This is a genomic window from Archangium sp., assembly GCF_057119385.1.
Genome location: NZ_DBNGVP010000061.1, coordinates 64,101 through 79,618 on the forward strand (window position 1 = coordinate 64,101; position 15,518 = coordinate 79,618).

Genomic DNA, 15,518 nt, shown 5'->3' on the forward strand with positions numbered 1-15,518 from the left:
TAGAAAGCCCCGTGTGAAGCGTCTCGCGCTTTGCCTCGCCCTCCTCGGGCTCACGGAGGCCACTCCCCCGGATGCGACGCCCCACCTGCTCCAGGGTGCCCGGCACTTCCGCGAGGGCCGCTTCTCCCATGCCCTGGTGGAGTTCAAGGTGGCCCAGCGCCTGGGCACCGACGGCGAGGCGGACTGGTACATCGCCGCGTCGCTGGTGAAGCTCGGCCGGGCCGAGGAGGCGCTGGAGGCCTTCGCCACCGCGCGCAAGAAGGCGCCGGACGCGCGCGACGCGCTGCTCGACTACTACCACGCGCTGGCCTGCTACGAGGCGCGCCTCTACCTGTGCGCGGACACGCTGCTGGACGCGGTGGGGGATGCGTCCGGGCCGCGCATCGGCGAGCAGGTGCGCAAGCTGCGCACGGACATCGCCGCGCTCTTCCGCTCGGCGCCCACGCCGGGCTCCATCGACTGGTACCACGCCCGGGCCGCGCAGGTGCGTGCCACCGGACGTCCGGTGCTCGCCGCGCACTACCTGGAGGAGGCGGTGCGGCTGGCGGGCAAGCGCGAGGACCGGTACCGGCTCGCCGAGGCCCGTGAGGTGCTGGGCGCGCTGTCCGAGCGGCCCGCGCCCCGGGTGGGTGGAGACAGTCCGTGAACCCGGGCCTGCTGGTGGCCGCGCTGCTCGCCGAGCCCGGCCTCTGTGGGCCGGTGACACCGCTGAGCCCACCGGACCCGGCCGCCGCCGCGCCCTACGTGGAGGTGGCCGAGGCCGAGCAGGCCGCGGGAGACACGGAGACGGCGCTCGTCGCCTGGCGCGAGGTGCTGCGGAGGGATCCGCGCAACGCCCGGGCGCGGGCGGCCCTGAAGACGCTCTGCCGGGGAGACTGGGCCGAGGAGCAGGCGGAGGCCGCGGCGGCGTCGCTGCTCTCGGGCCTCTCGCACTTCGAGCGGGGGGAGGACGCGGCGGCGGCGGCGGCCTTCCACGAGGCGCTCGCGGAGCCGGAGCTGGTGGACACGGCCTCCTTCTTCCTCGGGGTGCTGGCGCTGCGCGAGGGCCGGACGGACGAGGCGGGCACCTTCTTCGACGCGGCGGCGACCTCCCCGGACGAGGGACTCGCGAGGCGCGCGGGAGAGCTGCGCCTGCGGGCCGCGCGCGAGGGGCGGGTGTCGTTCTCGGGGCGGCTGGGGGGCGAGTACGACTCCAACGTGGACCTCGCGCCGGACGGCACGCTGCGGCAGGGCGGGAGCGGGGATGGCGTGAGCACGGCGCTCGCCGAGCTGAGCGTGCGTCCCTGGGGGCAGCGGGGGCCGTACGCGCGCGTCAGCGGGAACTACCGGGGCCACCTGCGCTTCCCCGGCTTCGACCTGGCCGGGGCGGGGGGCGCGCTGGGCCAGGCACACCTGGGCCCGGTGCTGCAGGGGACGGTGGAGTACGGCCTGGATTACCTGGCGCTCGGCGGGGCGCCGTACCTGCTCGCGCACCGGCTGCGGGGGGCCGCGCGCGTGCCGGTGGGCCCGGTGGTGCTGGAGGGCTCGGCGGCCGTGCGCCGCGAGGACTTCCTCGTCACCGCCTACGAGGGCTACTCCGGGTGGCGCGGCACCATGCGGCTGGACGCGGAGTGGAGCCCCACCGAATCCCTCACCCTGTCCGCGGGCTGGTGCGGCGGCCTGCTGAGGACGTACGACCTGGCGCTCGGCTATGTCGAGCACGGCCCGCGTGCCGGACTGAGCCTGGGATTGGGCCCCGGGCTGCGCATGCTGGGCGAGGTGGGCTACTCCCCGCGCGGCTACCAGAACTTCGACAACCCGCTGGGGGCCCGCCGTGAGGACGGCATCCTCGACGCGAGCGCGGTGCTGGAGTGGGACGTGTCGAGGCACTGGAGCGTGCAGGCCTCGATGGGCTGGCGAGGCGCGTCCTCCAACGTCCCCGAGCTCTCCTATGGCCGCTTCACCGGTGGGCTGGCGCTGGTGTGGTCGCGGGGGTTGTTCTGATGGCGCGGCTCGCCTCGCGCGCACTGGGCCCGCTGGGGCTCGCGACGCTCGGCCTGGTGGGCGCGCTGGCGGCGACGCTGGCCCTCTATCGCGCGGGGAGCGCGGCGCTGGAGCAGGCGCTGGATGCGCGGCTGAGGGGCGCGGGCGAGTCCGCGGCGCTGCTGCTGACGGACGCGCCGGCCTCGGCCGAGCGGCTGGAAGCGCTGATGAAGGCCAACGCGCTGGACGGGGTGTACGTGGTGGACCGGAAGCTGGCGGTGCCGGCGGACGCCACGGGGCCGGCGCGCAGGCGGGTGGACCTGTTGCGGACGGACCCGGCGGGAGTGGAGGCGGCGCTCGCGGGAGAGACGCGGGTGGGGCCGGGCTACGCGATGGGCGAGCTGCAGGTGACGGTGGGCTACTTCCCGGTGCGCGGGAGGGGTGGGCAGGTGGAGTCGGTGCTGGTGCTGGAGGCGGGGCGTGCCTTCTCCAGCGCGCGGGACTCCCTGCGGCGCGCGCTGTGGGGAGGGGTGGCGCTGTCGGCGGTGGGCGCGTTGGCGTTGGCGCTGGTGGCGGCGCGGTGGCTGAGGGACGAGCGGGCGCGGCGCGAGGCGGCGGCGAAGGCGGCGCGAGGCGAGGCGCTGACGAAGATGGCGGCGATGGCGGCGCATGAAATCCGCAACCCGCTGGGAGTGATTCGCGGCACGGTGGAACTGATGCGCGAGCGCAGCGGGGCGAAGCTGTCCGAGCGGGACAAGGAGTCGCTGGAGGACGTGCTGGGCGAGGTGGAGCGGCTGCGGCGGCTGACGGAGGACCTGTTGGACCTGAGCGCGGACCGGCCGTTGGCGGCGCGGCGGGTGGTGCTGTCCGAGGTACTGGAGGAGGCGGCGAGGGCGACGGAGGCGGCGTTCCCGGGGGTGAAGGTGCGCCGGAGCTTCGCGGAGCTGCCGCCGGTGGAGGGAGACGCGGGGCGGCTGAGACAGGTGTTCGCCAACCTGCTGCAGAACGCGGCGCAGGCGCAGGGCGAGGGCGAGGTGCGGCTGGCGGCGGAGCCGGACGGGAGCGCGGTGCGGGTGCGAGTGGAGGACGACGGACCGGGAGTGCCGAAGGAAGTCCGGGAGCGGCTCTTCGACCTGTTCGTCACGGGGAAGGCGAACGGAACGGGGCTGGGCCTGGCGCTGTGCCGCCGGTTGGTGGAGCGGCACGGGGGCTCGGTGTCGCTGGTGCCCGAGCAGCGCCAGGGCAGCACCTTCGAGGTACGGCTGCCCGCGGCGCCTCAGGCCCGCTGACGGGCCTCAGCCGTGCTGGGGTCCGCGAGGCGCGGGGCCGGCCTGCTGGAGGGCGTGGTACTCCTCATCGGTGAAGACGCGCGAGCGGATGAGGAAGCGTACGCCCTCGGGCGCCTCCACGGAGAAGCCGCTCCCACGTCCCTTCACCACGTCCACCGTGAGGTGGGTGTGCTGCCAGTACTCGTACTGCGAGCCGCCGATGTAGAAGGGCGTGTCCACGATGGTGCCGAGGAAGACGTCCTCCTGGCCCACCTCGAACTCGCCCCTCGGGAAGCACATGGGCGCGCTGCCGTCGCAGCACCCTCCCGACTGATGGAACATCAGGGGGCCGTGAATGCCTTGCAGCTTGCGCAGCAGGGCCTCGGCTTCGGGGGTGACGGTCACGCGCTCGATGCTCATCTCGGCGGCTCCTGTGCTCGGGCCTAGAAGAAGCCCATGGGCTTCGGGTCGTAGCTCACCAGCATGTTCTTCGTCTGCTGGTAGTGCGAGAGCATCATCTTGTGCGTCTCGCGGCCGATGCCCGACTGCTTGTAGCCGCCGAAGGCCGCGTGCGCCGGGTACAGGTGGTAGCAGTTGACCCACACGCGGCCGGCCTGGATGGCGCGGCCCATGCGGTAGGCGGTGTTCGTGTCGCGCGACCACACGCCCGCGCCCAGGCCGTACAGCGTGTCATTGGCCACCGCCAGCGCGTCCTCCATGTCCTTGAACTTCGCCACCGACACCACCGGGCCGAAGATCTCCTCCTGGAAGATGCGCATCTTGTTGTGGCCCTCGAAGATGGTGGGCTCCACGTAGTAGCCCTCGGCGAGCGCCCCGGACAGGTTGGCGCGGCCGCCACCGGTGAGCACCTTGGCGCCCTCCTTCTTGCCGATGTCGATGTACGAGAGGATCTTCTCCAACTGGTCGTTGGAGGCCTGCGCGCCAATCATGGTCGCGGTGTCGAGCGGGTTGCCCTGGACGATGCGCCTGGTGCGCTCGATGGCCTTCTGCATGAACTCCTCGTAGAAGCGCTCCTGGACGAGGGCGCGCGAGGGGCAGGTGCAGACCTCGCCCTGGTTGAGGGCGAACATGGCGAAGCCCTCGAGGGCCTTCTGGGCGAAGTCGTCGTTCTGCGAGAACACGTCCGCGAAGAAGATGTTGGGCGACTTGCCGCCCAGCTCCAGCGTCACGGGGATGAGGTTCTCGGAGGCGTACTGCATGATGAGGCGGCCGGTGGTCGTCTCTCCGGTGAAGGCCACCTTGGCCACGCGCTTGTTGCTGGCCAGGGGCTTGCCGGCCTCGATGCCGAAGCCGTTGACGATGTTGAGCACGCCGGGAGGCAGCAGGTCGCCAATGATCTCGGCGAACTTGAGGATGGTGACGGGGGTCTGCTCGGCGGGCTTGAGGACCACGCAGTTGCCGGCGGCGAGCGCGGGCGCGAGCTTCCACGCGGCCATGAGCAGCGGGAAGTTCCAGGGGATGATTTGGGCCACGACGCCGAGCGGCTCGTGGAAGTGGTAGGCGACGGTGTGCTCATCGAGCTCGGCGAGGCTGCCCTCCTGGGCGCGCAGGCAGCCGGCGAAGTAGCGGAAGTGGTCGATGGCGAGCGGGAGATCCGCGGCGAGCGTCTCGCGGACGGGCTTGCCGTTGTCCCACGTCTCGGAGACGGCGAGCATCTCCAGGTGGGCCTGCATCCGGTCGGCGATCTTGTGGAGGATGTCGGCGCGGGCGGTGGGGGAGGTGCGGCCCCAGGCGGCCTTGGCCTTGTGGGCGGCGTCGAGCGCCTTCTCGATGTCCTCGGCGGTGGAGCGGGGGACCTCACAGAAGGGCTTGCCGGTGACGGGGGTGATGTTCTCGAAGTACTGCCCCTTCACGGGCGGGACGAACTCCCCTCCAATGTAGTTTCCATAACGGGGGAGGTACTGGACCTTGCTGCCCTTCTGTCCCGGCGCTTCGTACACGGTCGACATTCGAACCTCGGCGTGATTCGTGGGTTGAACTGGCAACGGCAGGGGAGAGGGCACCGAGGATAGACAGGTGCCGCTCCGCGTCATCGCCGGAAAGGAACACGGGAACGTTGGAAAATGATCAACCGAGCGGGGCAGGGGGCACTCGGGCACCCGGTCACACCCCGGAGGTGGAGGGTGATCAGCGCTCGGGGGAGGGAGTCCTCGGACGAGTGAGGTGAAGCATGGCGCAGGTGTTGGTGGTGGATGACGAGGTGAAGCTGGGGAAGCTGGTGGCGGAGGCGTTGGAGCTGGACGGGCACGAGGTGGCGCGGGTGGCGGGGGGCCGGGCGGCGCTGGTGGAGCTGGCGCGGCGGGGCTTCGACGTGGTGCTGACGGATTTGATGATGCCGGAGGTGGGAGGGCTGGAGGTGTTGAAGGCGGCGCAGGGGCTGCCCACGCCACCGGCGGTGGTGATGATGACGGCGTACGGCACCGCGGAGAACGCGGTGGCGGCGATGAAGGGAGGGGCGGCGGACTACCTCACCAAGCCCTTCGCGCTGGACGAGGTGCGGCTGCGGGTGAGGCGGCTGGCGGAGCAGCGCGCGGCGGAGACGCGGAGCGAGCGGCTGGTGCGGCGGCTGACGCCGGAGCTGGTGGCGGAGAGCCCGCGGATGAAGCAGGTGGTGGCGTCGGCGAAGCAGGTGGCGGCCAGCGACGCGAGCGTGGTGTTGCTGGGGGAGAGCGGGACGGGGAAGAGCCAGCTGGCGAGGCTCATCCACTACTCGAGCAAGCGCGCGGCGGGGCCGTGGGTGGAGGTGCACTGCGCGGCGTTGCCGGAAACGCTGCTGGAGGGGGAGCTGTTCGGGCACGAGAAGGGGGCGTTCACGGGAGCGACGGAGCGGAAGGTAGGGCACCTGGCGGCGGCGGACGGGGGGACGCTGTTCCTGGACGAGATTGGCGAGGTGACGCCGGCCACGCAGGTGAAGTTGTTGCGCTTCCTGCAGGAGCGGGAGTTCGTGCCGCTGGGGAGCACGCAGGCGCGCAAGGTGGACGTGCGAGTGATCGCGGCGACGAACCGGGACCTGGCGGGGGCGGTGCGGGAGGGGCGGTTCCGGGAGGACTTCTACTACCGGCTGAACGTCTTCAGCATCGAGGTGCCGCCGTTGCGCGAGCGCAAGGAGGACCTGGTGCCGTTGGCGCAGGCGGTGCTGGCGAGGAAGGGATTGCCGGCGTCGAAGCTGTCGAAGGACGCGGAGGCGCGGCTGCAGGGGTACACGTGGCCGGGCAACGTGCGCGAGCTGGAGAACGCGATGGAGCGCGCGCTCATCTTGTCGGGGGAGGGAGACATCCAGGCGGAGCACCTGGGAGCGGGAGGCCCGTCGCTGTCACGAGGAGGAGGAAAGGGCGTGCGAGCGGCGGACGTCCTGGGAGAGGGCTTCAACCTGGACGCCTTCGAGCGGGAGCTGCTGTACGCGGCGTTGGAGAGGGCGGGGGGCAACAAGACAGCGGCGGCGAAGCTGTTGGGCATCACGCGCCGGCGTCTCTATTCACGGCTCCAGAGCCTGGGAGAAAAGGTGACGGACACGGAAGCCGATTGAGCCCCATCACCTCCCAATCCATCACAAATCCAATCAGTCACTCCCCCCTGAGCCCGAGGGTCCAATATCCCCTCTCCCCCCGGGAGAGGGACGGGGTGAGGGTGCCCGGGTCCCAGGTTGAACCCCTGTCCGTGGGTCCCGTACCCGCGTCGAAGCGCGCATGAACGGTTGGATTCCAGGCGGGCGGGCGTCCGGGCGGGTGGGGGTCCACGCGGGTGCCTACCGTTGGAAGGCCATTCCTCCCCAAGGAGCCCGCATGGAGACCACGCCGCACGAACCGAAGCATCCGCGAGAACTGGTCCACGTCCCCGTCTCGGTGAGTGATCGCAAGGGCCTGCTCGACAAGAGCGCGGCGGCCGGAATTCCCGCGATGCCTTTGCTGGGCAAGCTGCCCCTGCGCCGGCTCATCCCGCAGAACCTGCACTCGGTGTTGGACTACCAGGGCGCGCTGACGGTGACTGGCGTGGGGTTGCTGTCTAGTCCGGGGGCGTTCCGGACCGCGGGCCTGGTGCTGGGCTGCTCGGGCCTGGGCGTGTCGCTGCTCACCGACTACCGGTTGAGCCTCTTCAAGCTCATCCCCATCGAGGTGCACGAGGCCATCGACTACCTCTGGAGCTTCGGCGTCATCGCCGCGCCCTTCCTCTTCGGCGGTACGCGCCGTAGCCGATTGGCCACCTGGGTGAACGTCCTCGTGGGAGCCAGCACCATCGTCGCATCCCTCTTCACGGACTACCGGGCGCAGCGGGGCGTGCAGTGGGTCCGAGGCCAGCCGACGGACCTGGGCCCCGTGGGCGGCTGAAGTCCACGGACAGCCTCCCGGGCGCGCGCGTCACCAACTGGTCCGACTGTCGGACCAGTTGCTCGAGCTCGCGCCCCAGACCCGTGCTCCCGGAATGGACGCGTACTGCTCGCGGAGCGCGGAGGCGGTCCGCTGGTACATGTCGCGCACCCAGCCCTGGTAGTAGCGGGCCGCTTCGGTCTCGGGGACCGTCCCGTTCACGCAGGCGGTGATGAGGTGGGCGGCCATCATGCCTTGCATCAGCGCGCGCAGCACCCCCTGCGAGGAGGCGGGGTCCACCACCGCCGCAGCGTCTCCGGCGATGAAGTAGCCCGCGCCCGCCGGAGCCTCGACACGGCTCCAGGTGACATCGGCGCCGCGTGGCGCACCGGTGGCACTGCCCGGGTTCAAGGCCAGCGGTACATCTGGCCGCGTCCGGGGGTCTCCCTGGAGTGACAGCCGGGTCCACGCGTAGAGCCCCGGACGGACGCGGGCGATCCACTCCCAGCCCTCCGGCTCCCAGCGCAGGGAAGGGTGCTCGTCCCACTCCGCGAAGTGGCCCCGCACATAGCCATACCGTGCGAGCAGGAGGGGCGAGTCCACGCTCCTGGCGAGCCCCTGCTTCCGGGTGAACCAGCGCCCACGTCCACTCGCGTCGACCACGAAGCGTCCGTGCTCGATTCCATCTGCCGTCTCCACACCCACCACGCGTCCCCGCTCGACGAGCGGCTGGAGGGCCTGGCAGGGCTGCGAGACCTCGACGCCCAGGGCCACCGCGCGCCGCAGCAGGAGCGCATCGAATTCGGCGCGCCACGCCTGGAAGCCACGCCATGGCCCGTCCGAACCGGCCCCATACGGAGTGAACACGCGCCCCGCGGGCGAGTGCGTCCAGATGCCGTCATGGCGGAGGAAGCCCGCGGCGCGGACCTCCTCGGCCACGCCCAGCCGCTCCAGGAGTGCTTCCACGCCCGGGTGCAGCGTCTCACCCGGGAGGTCCCTCGGGAAACGGGAGGCCTCGATGATGCGGACGCTCAACCCGGCCGATGCGCAGCCAATGGCCGCCGCGCAACCCGCCGGGCCCGCGCCCACGATGACGACATCCGAGGTCCCGGCCATGTCAGGCGCTCCGGAGGCTCAGACGACCCCGGCGGGGCGGGCGATGAGCGTGAAGGGCCCGTCATCCACCTGGAAGCGGACGGCGGTGAGCGAGACGTGGCAGGTGAAGCGCCGCAGCACCTGCACCCGGCGGCGAGGCGTGTTGGGAAGGGCCTCCTCCTGTCCCGACGTCTCGACGAAGACGAAGTGGTAGCCGGGGCCATTCAGCGCGGTGTCCTTGGGCGGCCCCACGTCCCAGTCCGCGACCTTCTCCACCGTGGCCAGCACGAGGGTGGAGGTGGGGACGGTGTCTCCGGCGGGAGGCACCACGCGCTGGATGCAGAAGCGCAGGGCCTCCATGCGCGCGATGAGCTCCGAGGCCGTCACGCGCGCGAGCGGGCCGAGCCGCAGCCGTCCCTGGAGCGCGTTGGAGACGTAGTCGGAGCGGAAGCGGTTGGCGAAGTTCATGAACCACTGGCCGCCTTCCTGGACGAGGAAGGGCCCGTGCTCTCCGTCCCAACCGGGTGCCGAGGTGACCTCTCCGGCGAGGACGCGCGGGTGCTGCGGGTGGTAGCCCAGCTCCGAGTCGAGCAGCGGCTTGCCCATGGGGGCCTCGTTGAACGTGCGCGAGGCATCGGGCGCCACGGCGGGCCAGAAGGAGTTCAGGGCGGCGCACAGCTTGGCGTCCTCGGGGAAGGGACTCCCCAGTCCGAAGGCCGCGGTGAAGCTCCCCACGTCATCGTTGCCGAGTGCCACATCCCAGCCCGGGGCGAAGACGCCAGAGGCCCCATCCGGCAGAAAGGTGACGAGCACCGTCTCCCGCTCGCCCGCCTGCGCGCTGCCCACGGCTCCGGCGCCCACCACGGCCGTCATCGTCCTGTCGCTCCGGCGGAAGGCCGGGGTGTCCGGCTGGCTCGGACGCTGGAGGGTCGGGTTGACGCTGTCCCGCCCGCGGCTCAGGGGCTTGGGCCCTCCCTGCCGGAAGTGCGGGTCCGGGAGGGTCTCGACCCAGGCGGCGATCTCGAACTGGTCCGCGAGCGGGAAGAAGTCCGGCGCCGTCACGAGCGAGTACGCGGGGAGCGCCGTGCCGAGCGAGCGGCTCAGCCCGCTCACCCGCACGGTCACGCACCCATCGCACGTGTCGTCCATGAAGTGGGCGGCCTCGTAACCGCCGCGGTCCACCAGCGCGAGGAACTCGGCCTCCGTGAGGAAGCGCCCGTTGGCGAGCGGGCCGTTCAGGTCCTCGAGCTCGAAGGTGCCGCCGGCTCCCTGCCGCACGCGGTGGCGGATGTTGACGTACTCGGGGGCGCGGCGGCCCTCGGGGCCTCCGGAGATGGCGTCGAAGCTCGTCCAGAAGCGTGTCTCGCGCGAGGCCTGGCCGAAGGAGATGCGCTGCTTCCGGGGAACGCGGAAGCGCACCAGCTCGTCGCGTCCGGCCACCGTCTGCGTCACCGTGCGCACGAGCGTCGAATGGTGCAAGGGGACGATGAGCAGGCTGGCGCCCACCCGTTGCCGGCCCACCAGCGCGTCGTCATCCCCCGTCTGGCGGACGAAGGGGGCGCGGTCGAGGTCGAACTGCGGCAGCGCGGGGATGCGGCCATTCGTGTGGACGCGGCGCAGCTTCTCGTTGCGGTGGTACTCGTCGAAGACGAACTCCGCCGCGGTGAGCGTCTCGCCCACGAGGCACTCGTCCCCGGGGAAGAGCTTGTGCACGGGGAAGAGGAAGTTGCGCAGGTTGTCGCCCTGCACCGGGTCGAGCACCACGCGCTGCGCTCCCGGCCGGCTGGACACGCACAGGAAGGCGCCATAGCGGGCGGGGAGCACGGCGAGCCCGTCACCGCCGTCCTCGGGCTCCACCCAGAAGGAGCGCCGTGCGGCGTCATAGCGGAGCGGGCGGGTGCCGACGCGCGCCACGCCCGTGCGGGAGTAGGCCATGTCCGCGTGCAGTCCGTGCGGGCTGCGCTCGCCGGGCCGGTACTGGTAGGCGAACACGGCGAGTGTGGCGCCGGGGAAGTCCGCCAGCCGCCTCCGCGCGAGGCTGTAGATGTAGTTCTCGAGCGTGTCGAGCTCCTCGAGCGTGGGATACGCGTCGGGAGAAGCCGCGGGCGCGTTGCCGGGCCCCGGATGCACATAGGGGCTGGCCAGCGCGTGGTAGAGCAGGCTCTTGCCGGGCGAGGCGGGCTTGATGCCAGCGGCGGTGCGGAAGGAGAAGTCCTCGAAGCCCCGCAGCTCTGCGCCGGCAGGCCGCTGCACGGCGCGGGCGAGCTGCGTGGCCAGTGCCGCGGGCGTGGCCGCCGTGATGTCCAACCCGAAGGGACTCAGCCGGTCCGCCCAGCCGTGCCCCGCCAGCCGGTCACAGAGTGACTTCACACCATCGATCAACGCCATATCGGGAGTTCCCTTCAGGTGCTTCGAGACACACCCGGCCGGTGGTGGGACCGGCCGGGGCCCATCCCTTCTTCACGAGAAGGGCTCACGTCACGGCAACAGGTTCTTCTGGTCGTTGATGGGCGACAGCTCGCCCACGAACCGGAGCATGTCCGTCATGGTGAAGTTGCCCGCCTTGGTGGAGGGCAGCGTGGGCCGCCACGCCGGGTTGCTGGCGAGGAACGAGCTGGCATCGCACTCGAGCAGGCCCACGAAGACCTCGGACAGGATGCGGCTGCCCACGGGGCCCAGACGCTTGCTGTTGCCGCGCTGCTCGGCCTCCTTGAGGATGTAGTACCAGAGCGGCGTCTCCAGGTGCAGGTTGTGCCTGGCGGCCACCTGCCCGTCGGGACCCTTGGCGATGTCCTCGGGGGACAGGGGCTTGATGCGCATGCGCCGGGCCACGTTCTGTCCGGAGGGCAGGCCGAGGCTGCGCCCGCGCTTGAGGTTGGCGATGGGCAGATTCACGCCGGGCAGGACGCCGTGGTCGGGAATCTCGGACAGCGTGGGTGAGAGGAACGGGTCGAGCTTGCGGCTGAGGCCGGCCGTCACGCCGTCACCGGCGAACTGGAAGAAGCGCCGCCAGTCGATGATCCAATCGCTGGGGATGGGCACGTTGGTGCCCGAGCGCCCGGAGAAGAGGAAGAGCAGCTTGAGCGTGGCGGGCGTGGCCTTGCGGGGGCCGTCCTTGAAGGTGAAGACCTCGTTGTAGTCATAGGCCTCGCGCACCATGCTGTGGCCCAGGCGGTAGGCGGCGGCGGAGAACTCGACGGGGATGAAGGCATCGCCCTCGGGGACGTAGAACGAGCGGCCATTCTCCAGCACGTCGTCGAGCACCTTCTCGTCCACCACCCGGCGCAGGAAGTCGTTGAGGACGATCCACTGGTAGTGCCAGATGACGAGCTGGCGGGCCTCCTCGAACACGCTGCGCCGGAGGGGCGAGGGCGGTGCGATGGTGCCCTTCTGGAGCCCGTCGACGACCTTGTTGTGGAAGCGCATGAAGGCCAGGTGCAGCTGGGCGACGATGAGGTTCTCGTCGTTGCGCGGGTCGCCGATGACGGCGAGCCCCTGGGGGCCACGCGGCAGGTCGAACTCGAGCGCCGGCTTCACCTTGGGGTCGCCGCGGCCGGGCGTGGTGTGGGTGTGGCCGAGGACGAAGAGGGCATCGTTGGGAGGGAGCTGGTAGAGGAACGGCTGGTCGCCGGGGCCCCTGCCATAGAGGCAGTCGAGGTCGAGCGCGGGGGTGCGGAAGTTGTGGAGGGCGAGGGGGTCGACGAGCACCTCCTGGATGGGGGTGGTGTCGAGGGTGATGTCGTGGTCGATGAACTGGCCGAGGTAGGTGAAGCCCGCGGGGACATCCTCGTTGTCGCCCTTGGGGTCGGCGGGGTTGGGGTCCTTCATGGCGCGGCCGAGCTCCTCCAGGGCCTCCACGGGAGGCGTCAGCGGCTGGAGTGCCGGAAAGAGCCTTCCGAACTTGCCCGTCGGGACGAACTGCCCCAGCGGGGTCCCCTCCCCATTGCGTAGCAAGAAACCATGAATGGCTGGCATTGTGCTTCCTCCACGTGGTGATGCGTTCAGACAGACAGGGCCCGGCGCGTTTGTGAGCGGCGGCCCGTTCTGTCCCCCCTGCGCGTGCATGGATTCCAGTTCGGAGCACGCGCCGCAATGCCCTGAAGGGCACCTGTCCGGAAGCACGCGGGAGGCTCGGACTGGAGGGAGGGAAGGGGGAGCGGGCGAACTCGCGTGTCGCGGAGCCGGGATGCGCGGCGAGGGCGCGCCCGTTGAACGAGGCCTGTCGTCGGGGTCCTCGGTTCCCCAGGACGGGTCCCAGCGCTCGGAGTGTTTGTTGGATGGATGCTGTGTATGGGCGATGTTCGCGATGGGACGGCGGGAGCGGCGTAGAGTCGGGGGCATGAACCGCGCACCGCTCCGCTTCTTCTTCGACTACGTGTCGCCGTACTCGTATCTCGCGTGGACGCAGCTCCCGGCGCTGGCCGAGCGTCATGGCCGCACGGTGGAGCTGCTGCCCGTGCTCTTCGCGGGCGTGCTCAACACGCTCGGGACGACGGGGCCCGCGGAGGTGAAGCAGAAGCGGTTCTACATCTACAAGCACACGCGGCGGATCGCCCACGAGCTCGGGGTGCCCTTCGTCATGCCCGCGGCGCATCCGTTCAACCCGCTGCTCGCGCTCCGGGTGACGGCGGCGGTGCGGGACGGGGAGGCCCGGCGCCGGCTGGTCTCCGCGCTCTACAACGCGGTGTGGGCCGGAGGCGGCGGGCTGGTGCAGCCCGAGCGCGTGGGCGAGGTGGTGGCCTCCGTGGGGCTCGATGCACAGGCGCTGCTCGCGGCCGCGCAGACGCCCGCCGTGAAGGACCAGGTGCGCCGCAACACGGAGGAGCTGCTCGCGTTGGACGGCTTCGGCGTCCCCACCATCGTGGCGGATGGGGAGCTGTTCTTCGGCGTCGACTCCTTGAGCCATCTGGAGCGATTCCTGCGCGGAGAGGATCCGCTGTCCCGCGAGGAGCTGGAGCGGCTGAAGAACCTGCCCGTCGCGGCGTCCCGCATCTGAGGGGCGGAGGTGGCGCCGGGCGGCCGGGCTCCCTACCTTGTCTTCATGCAGTCATCGCGCAACGTCCCCATTGAAGAGCTGCTCCGCTCCGCCGAGGAGCGGGAGGAGGCGGGTGATGCCCTGGGGGCCGAGGCACTGCTCGGCCGGGTCATCTCGCTCGAGCCGGAGTTCTCGCTGGCCTGGTACCGGCGCGGCATGCTGCGCCTCTTCGAGCAGGAGGCATACGAGGAGGCACTCGCCGACCTGCGCCGCGCCGAGGAGCTGGGGGTGGACCACCTGGGCATCCCGGTGTCGCAGCTCCACTACCTGCACGGGGAGTGTCTGTTCGGGCTGGGGCGGTTCGAGGAGGCCGATGCGCGGCTCGCGCAGGGGCTCCTCGGCGAGCAGGACGAGGTGCTGCGGGCGGAGATCTACTACCGGCGCGCCGAGTGCGCCGAGGAGCTGGAGCGCCCGGAGGCACTGCGTGAGGCGCTCACGGGCTTCCTGGCGCACAAGGCCGCGTACCTGGACTCGGGCGGTGACGGCGAGCAGGTCGAGCGGGCGGAGACGCGGCTCGCCGGGCTCTCGGGTGGAGGGTGATCAAGGCGTGCCGCTGATGTTCGGCGCCGTGTAGGTCGCCTTCGGGTCCACCTCGGCCGCGTAGGGGCTCGTCCACGTGTCCTGGAAGAAGCGCTCGAGCCGGGCCGCGAACGCCTCGCCCTCCACGATGACGCCCACGTTGCGGCTCTGCGTGAAGTAGTCGCGCTCCCAGTTGCTCGTGCCCACCCAGGCCCGCTCCCCGTCCACCACCATGTACTTGGCGTGCACCACCCGCGCGAAGGGGATGAAGCCGCCGGACCACTGCGGAAGGGTGACCAGCTTCACCGTCAGCCCCGGCGGAGCGTGCAGCGCCTGCAGGCCCTCGATGGTGCCCTTGCGCTTGCCCCAGTCCGCCAGCAGCAGCTCCACCTTCACCTCGCGCGCCGCCGCCCGCTTCAAGGCATCCTCCAGCTCGGGGAAGGCACCGCCGTCACGGCTCTTCGCCCGGTACGTGAGCAGCTGCACCCGCACCGAGCGCTTCGCCCCGTCGATGAGCTTCACCAGCTTCGGCAGGTCCCACGTGGCCGGGTCCGGCAGGTGGCCCTCGGGGCTGTGCGCGGGCGTCACGCGCACCGTGCTCCCCGCGTAGCTCGCCGGGAACGGGCCCCCCACCGCCTTCGTCGCGGGCGCCGGGGCTCCCACGGCCAGCGCCCAGTCCTGCTCGAAGATGTCCGCCAGGGAGCGCACCACCTCGGGCACGCGGATGCGCAGCCCGAGCTCCTGGATGTGCTCCAGCGAGCGCCAGTCGAAGTTCTGACTGCCCAGGTACGCCTCGCGCCCGTCCACCACGAAGTACTTCGCGTGCAGCACGCCGCCTCCGAACACCTTCGCCGTGTCCAGCCGGCGCACCTCGACGCCCGGCCGCTTCGCCAGCCGCTCCAGCGTCTCCGGGTACTGCGCGTAGAACTTCTCCTCCGCGAGCACCCGCACCTTCACGCCCCGGTCCGCCGCCGCCTCGATGGCCTGAATCACCGGCTCCAGCCGGCTGCCCGGCGCGTTGCTCAGGTAGAACTGCGCCACGTCCAGCGTCCGCGTGGCCCCGTTCACCATCTCCGGCCACACCTGCCAGGCGTCTGGGATGTCCGCGTGGTCCAGCGTCGTCTCCACCGGGCTGCTCTCCACCAGCTCCAGTCCGGGAAGCGCGGAGGCGGCGGCACGCACGCCCGTGGCGGGCGCGGCACACGCGAGGGACAGCACGAGGGACAGCAGCAGGGCGTTCAGTCGCAGGGGCATGGCGGGCACCCTATACAAAAACCAAGGGCCCCCCGCGATTGCTCGCGGAGGGCCCCGGGT

Annotated in this window: 13 protein-coding genes; 7 read left to right on the forward strand and 6 right to left on the reverse strand. The window is 71.2% G+C overall.

Annotated features, from left to right (window positions below; all coding sequences use genetic code 11):
- The first annotated feature begins 13 nt into the window (after positions 1 to 13).
- Genes AC16DP_RS13670 through AC16DP_RS13680 form a run of 3 tightly spaced genes read left to right on the forward strand, consistent with a single transcriptional unit; the run spans position 14 to position 3,251 of the window.
- Positions 14 to 646, forward strand: a complete 633-nt coding sequence (locus tag AC16DP_RS13670; protein WP_329733635.1) for a hypothetical protein — start codon at positions 14 to 16, stop codon at positions 644 to 646.
- Positions 643 to 1,983: a tetratricopeptide repeat protein gene (locus AC16DP_RS13675; protein ID WP_329733636.1), complete on the forward strand. Its 1,341-nt coding sequence runs from the start codon at positions 643 to 645 to the stop codon at positions 1,981 to 1,983. The genes AC16DP_RS13670 and AC16DP_RS13675 overlap by 4 nt, the downstream gene beginning before the upstream one ends.
- Positions 1,983 to 3,251, forward strand: coding sequence for a two-component system sensor histidine kinase NtrB (locus AC16DP_RS13680; RefSeq protein ID WP_329733637.1), 1,269 nt, complete (start codon positions 1,983 to 1,985; stop codon positions 3,249 to 3,251). Before AC16DP_RS13675 ends, AC16DP_RS13680 begins: the two co-directional genes overlap by 1 nt.
- Before the next feature lie 6 nt (positions 3,252 to 3,257).
- Here AC16DP_RS13680 and AC16DP_RS13685 read toward each other — a convergent pair whose 3' ends face one another.
- Together AC16DP_RS13685 and adh are read right to left on the reverse strand one after the other, a co-directional pair.
- The gene (locus AC16DP_RS13685) at positions 3,258 to 3,650 is read right to left on the reverse strand and encodes a DUF779 domain-containing protein (protein WP_329733638.1); all 393 of its coding nucleotides are present in this window, start codon (positions 3,648 to 3,650) and stop codon (positions 3,258 to 3,260) included.
- 23 nt (positions 3,651 to 3,673) lie between these two features.
- Positions 3,674 to 5,200 carry an aldehyde dehydrogenase gene (gene adh, locus AC16DP_RS13690; protein WP_329733639.1) on the reverse strand — a complete coding sequence of 509 codons (1,527 nt, stop codon included), beginning with the start codon at positions 5,198 to 5,200 and terminating at the stop codon, positions 3,674 to 3,676.
- Between the two features lie 221 nt (positions 5,201 to 5,421).
- Between adh and AC16DP_RS13695 the strand changes: the two genes are divergently transcribed.
- Both AC16DP_RS13695 and AC16DP_RS13700 read left to right on the forward strand, forming a co-directional pair.
- On the forward strand, positions 5,422 to 6,777 hold the full coding sequence (locus AC16DP_RS13695; RefSeq protein ID WP_329733640.1) for a sigma-54-dependent transcriptional regulator: 1,356 nt from the start codon (positions 5,422 to 5,424) through the stop codon (positions 6,775 to 6,777).
- A gap of 256 nt (positions 6,778 to 7,033) precedes the next feature.
- Positions 7,034 to 7,576, forward strand: coding sequence for a hypothetical protein (locus AC16DP_RS13700; RefSeq protein WP_329733641.1), 543 nt, complete (start codon positions 7,034 to 7,036; stop codon positions 7,574 to 7,576).
- 30 nt (positions 7,577 to 7,606) lie between these two features.
- Here the strand turns inward: AC16DP_RS13700 and AC16DP_RS13705 are convergent, their stop codons facing one another.
- The 3 genes from AC16DP_RS13705 to AC16DP_RS13715 form a co-directional block, all read right to left on the reverse strand.
- Positions 7,607 to 8,671, reverse strand: coding sequence for an NAD(P)/FAD-dependent oxidoreductase (locus tag AC16DP_RS13705; protein WP_329733642.1), 1,065 nt, complete (start codon positions 8,669 to 8,671; stop codon positions 7,607 to 7,609).
- An 18-nt stretch (positions 8,672 to 8,689) separates the two neighbouring features.
- Positions 8,690 to 11,038, reverse strand: a complete 2,349-nt coding sequence (locus AC16DP_RS13710; protein ID WP_329733643.1) for a hypothetical protein — start codon at positions 11,036 to 11,038, stop codon at positions 8,690 to 8,692.
- Positions 11,039 to 11,128: 90 nt separating this feature from the next.
- On the reverse strand, positions 11,129 to 12,625 hold the full coding sequence (locus AC16DP_RS13715; protein WP_329733644.1) for a peroxidase family protein: 1,497 nt from the start codon (positions 12,623 to 12,625) through the stop codon (positions 11,129 to 11,131).
- A gap of 364 nt (positions 12,626 to 12,989) precedes the next feature.
- Between AC16DP_RS13715 and AC16DP_RS13720 the strand changes: the two genes are divergently transcribed.
- Both AC16DP_RS13720 and AC16DP_RS13725 read left to right on the forward strand, forming a co-directional pair.
- Positions 12,990 to 13,646 carry a 2-hydroxychromene-2-carboxylate isomerase gene (locus tag AC16DP_RS13720; protein ID WP_329733645.1) on the forward strand — a complete coding sequence of 219 codons (657 nt, stop codon included), beginning with the start codon at positions 12,990 to 12,992 and terminating at the stop codon, positions 13,644 to 13,646.
- A 45-nt stretch (positions 13,647 to 13,691) separates the two neighbouring features.
- Positions 13,692 to 14,225: a hypothetical protein gene (locus AC16DP_RS13725; protein ID WP_329733646.1), complete on the forward strand. Its 534-nt coding sequence runs from the start codon at positions 13,692 to 13,694 to the stop codon at positions 14,223 to 14,225.
- Here AC16DP_RS13725 and AC16DP_RS13730 read toward each other — a convergent pair whose 3' ends face one another.
- Entirely contained in the window at positions 14,226 to 15,458 is a 1,233-nt protein-coding gene (locus AC16DP_RS13730) for a phospholipase D-like domain-containing protein (RefSeq protein WP_329733647.1), read from the reverse strand.
- Positions 15,459 to 15,518: the final 60 nt, after the last annotated feature.

Coding starts and splice junctions, on each gene's coding strand:
- AC16DP_RS13680 (WP_329733637.1), top strand. CDS start 1,983: ATGGCGCGGCTCGCCTCGCGCGCACTGGGCCCGCTGGGGCTCGCGACG.
- AC16DP_RS13685 (WP_329733638.1), bottom strand. CDS start 3,650: ATGAGCATCGAGCGCGTGACCGTCACCCCCGAAGCCGAGGCCCTGCTG.
- adh (WP_329733639.1), bottom strand. CDS start 5,200: ATGTCGACCGTGTACGAAGCGCCGGGACAGAAGGGCAGCAAGGTCCAG.
- AC16DP_RS13695 (WP_329733640.1), top strand. CDS start 5,422: ATGGCGCAGGTGTTGGTGGTGGATGACGAGGTGAAGCTGGGGAAGCTG.
- AC16DP_RS13700 (WP_329733641.1), top strand. CDS start 7,034: ATGGAGACCACGCCGCACGAACCGAAGCATCCGCGAGAACTGGTCCAC.
- AC16DP_RS13705 (WP_329733642.1), bottom strand. CDS start 8,671: ATGGCCGGGACCTCGGATGTCGTCATCGTGGGCGCGGGCCCGGCGGGT.
- AC16DP_RS13710 (WP_329733643.1), bottom strand. CDS start 11,038: ATGGCGTTGATCGATGGTGTGAAGTCACTCTGTGACCGGCTGGCGGGG.
- AC16DP_RS13715 (WP_329733644.1), bottom strand. CDS start 12,625: ATGCCAGCCATTCATGGTTTCTTGCTACGCAATGGGGAGGGGACCCCG.
- AC16DP_RS13720 (WP_329733645.1), top strand. CDS start 12,990: ATGAACCGCGCACCGCTCCGCTTCTTCTTCGACTACGTGTCGCCGTAC.
- AC16DP_RS13725 (WP_329733646.1), top strand. CDS start 13,692: ATGCAGTCATCGCGCAACGTCCCCATTGAAGAGCTGCTCCGCTCCGCC.
- AC16DP_RS13730 (WP_329733647.1), bottom strand. CDS start 15,458: ATGCCCCTGCGACTGAACGCCCTGCTGCTGTCCCTCGTGCTGTCCCTC.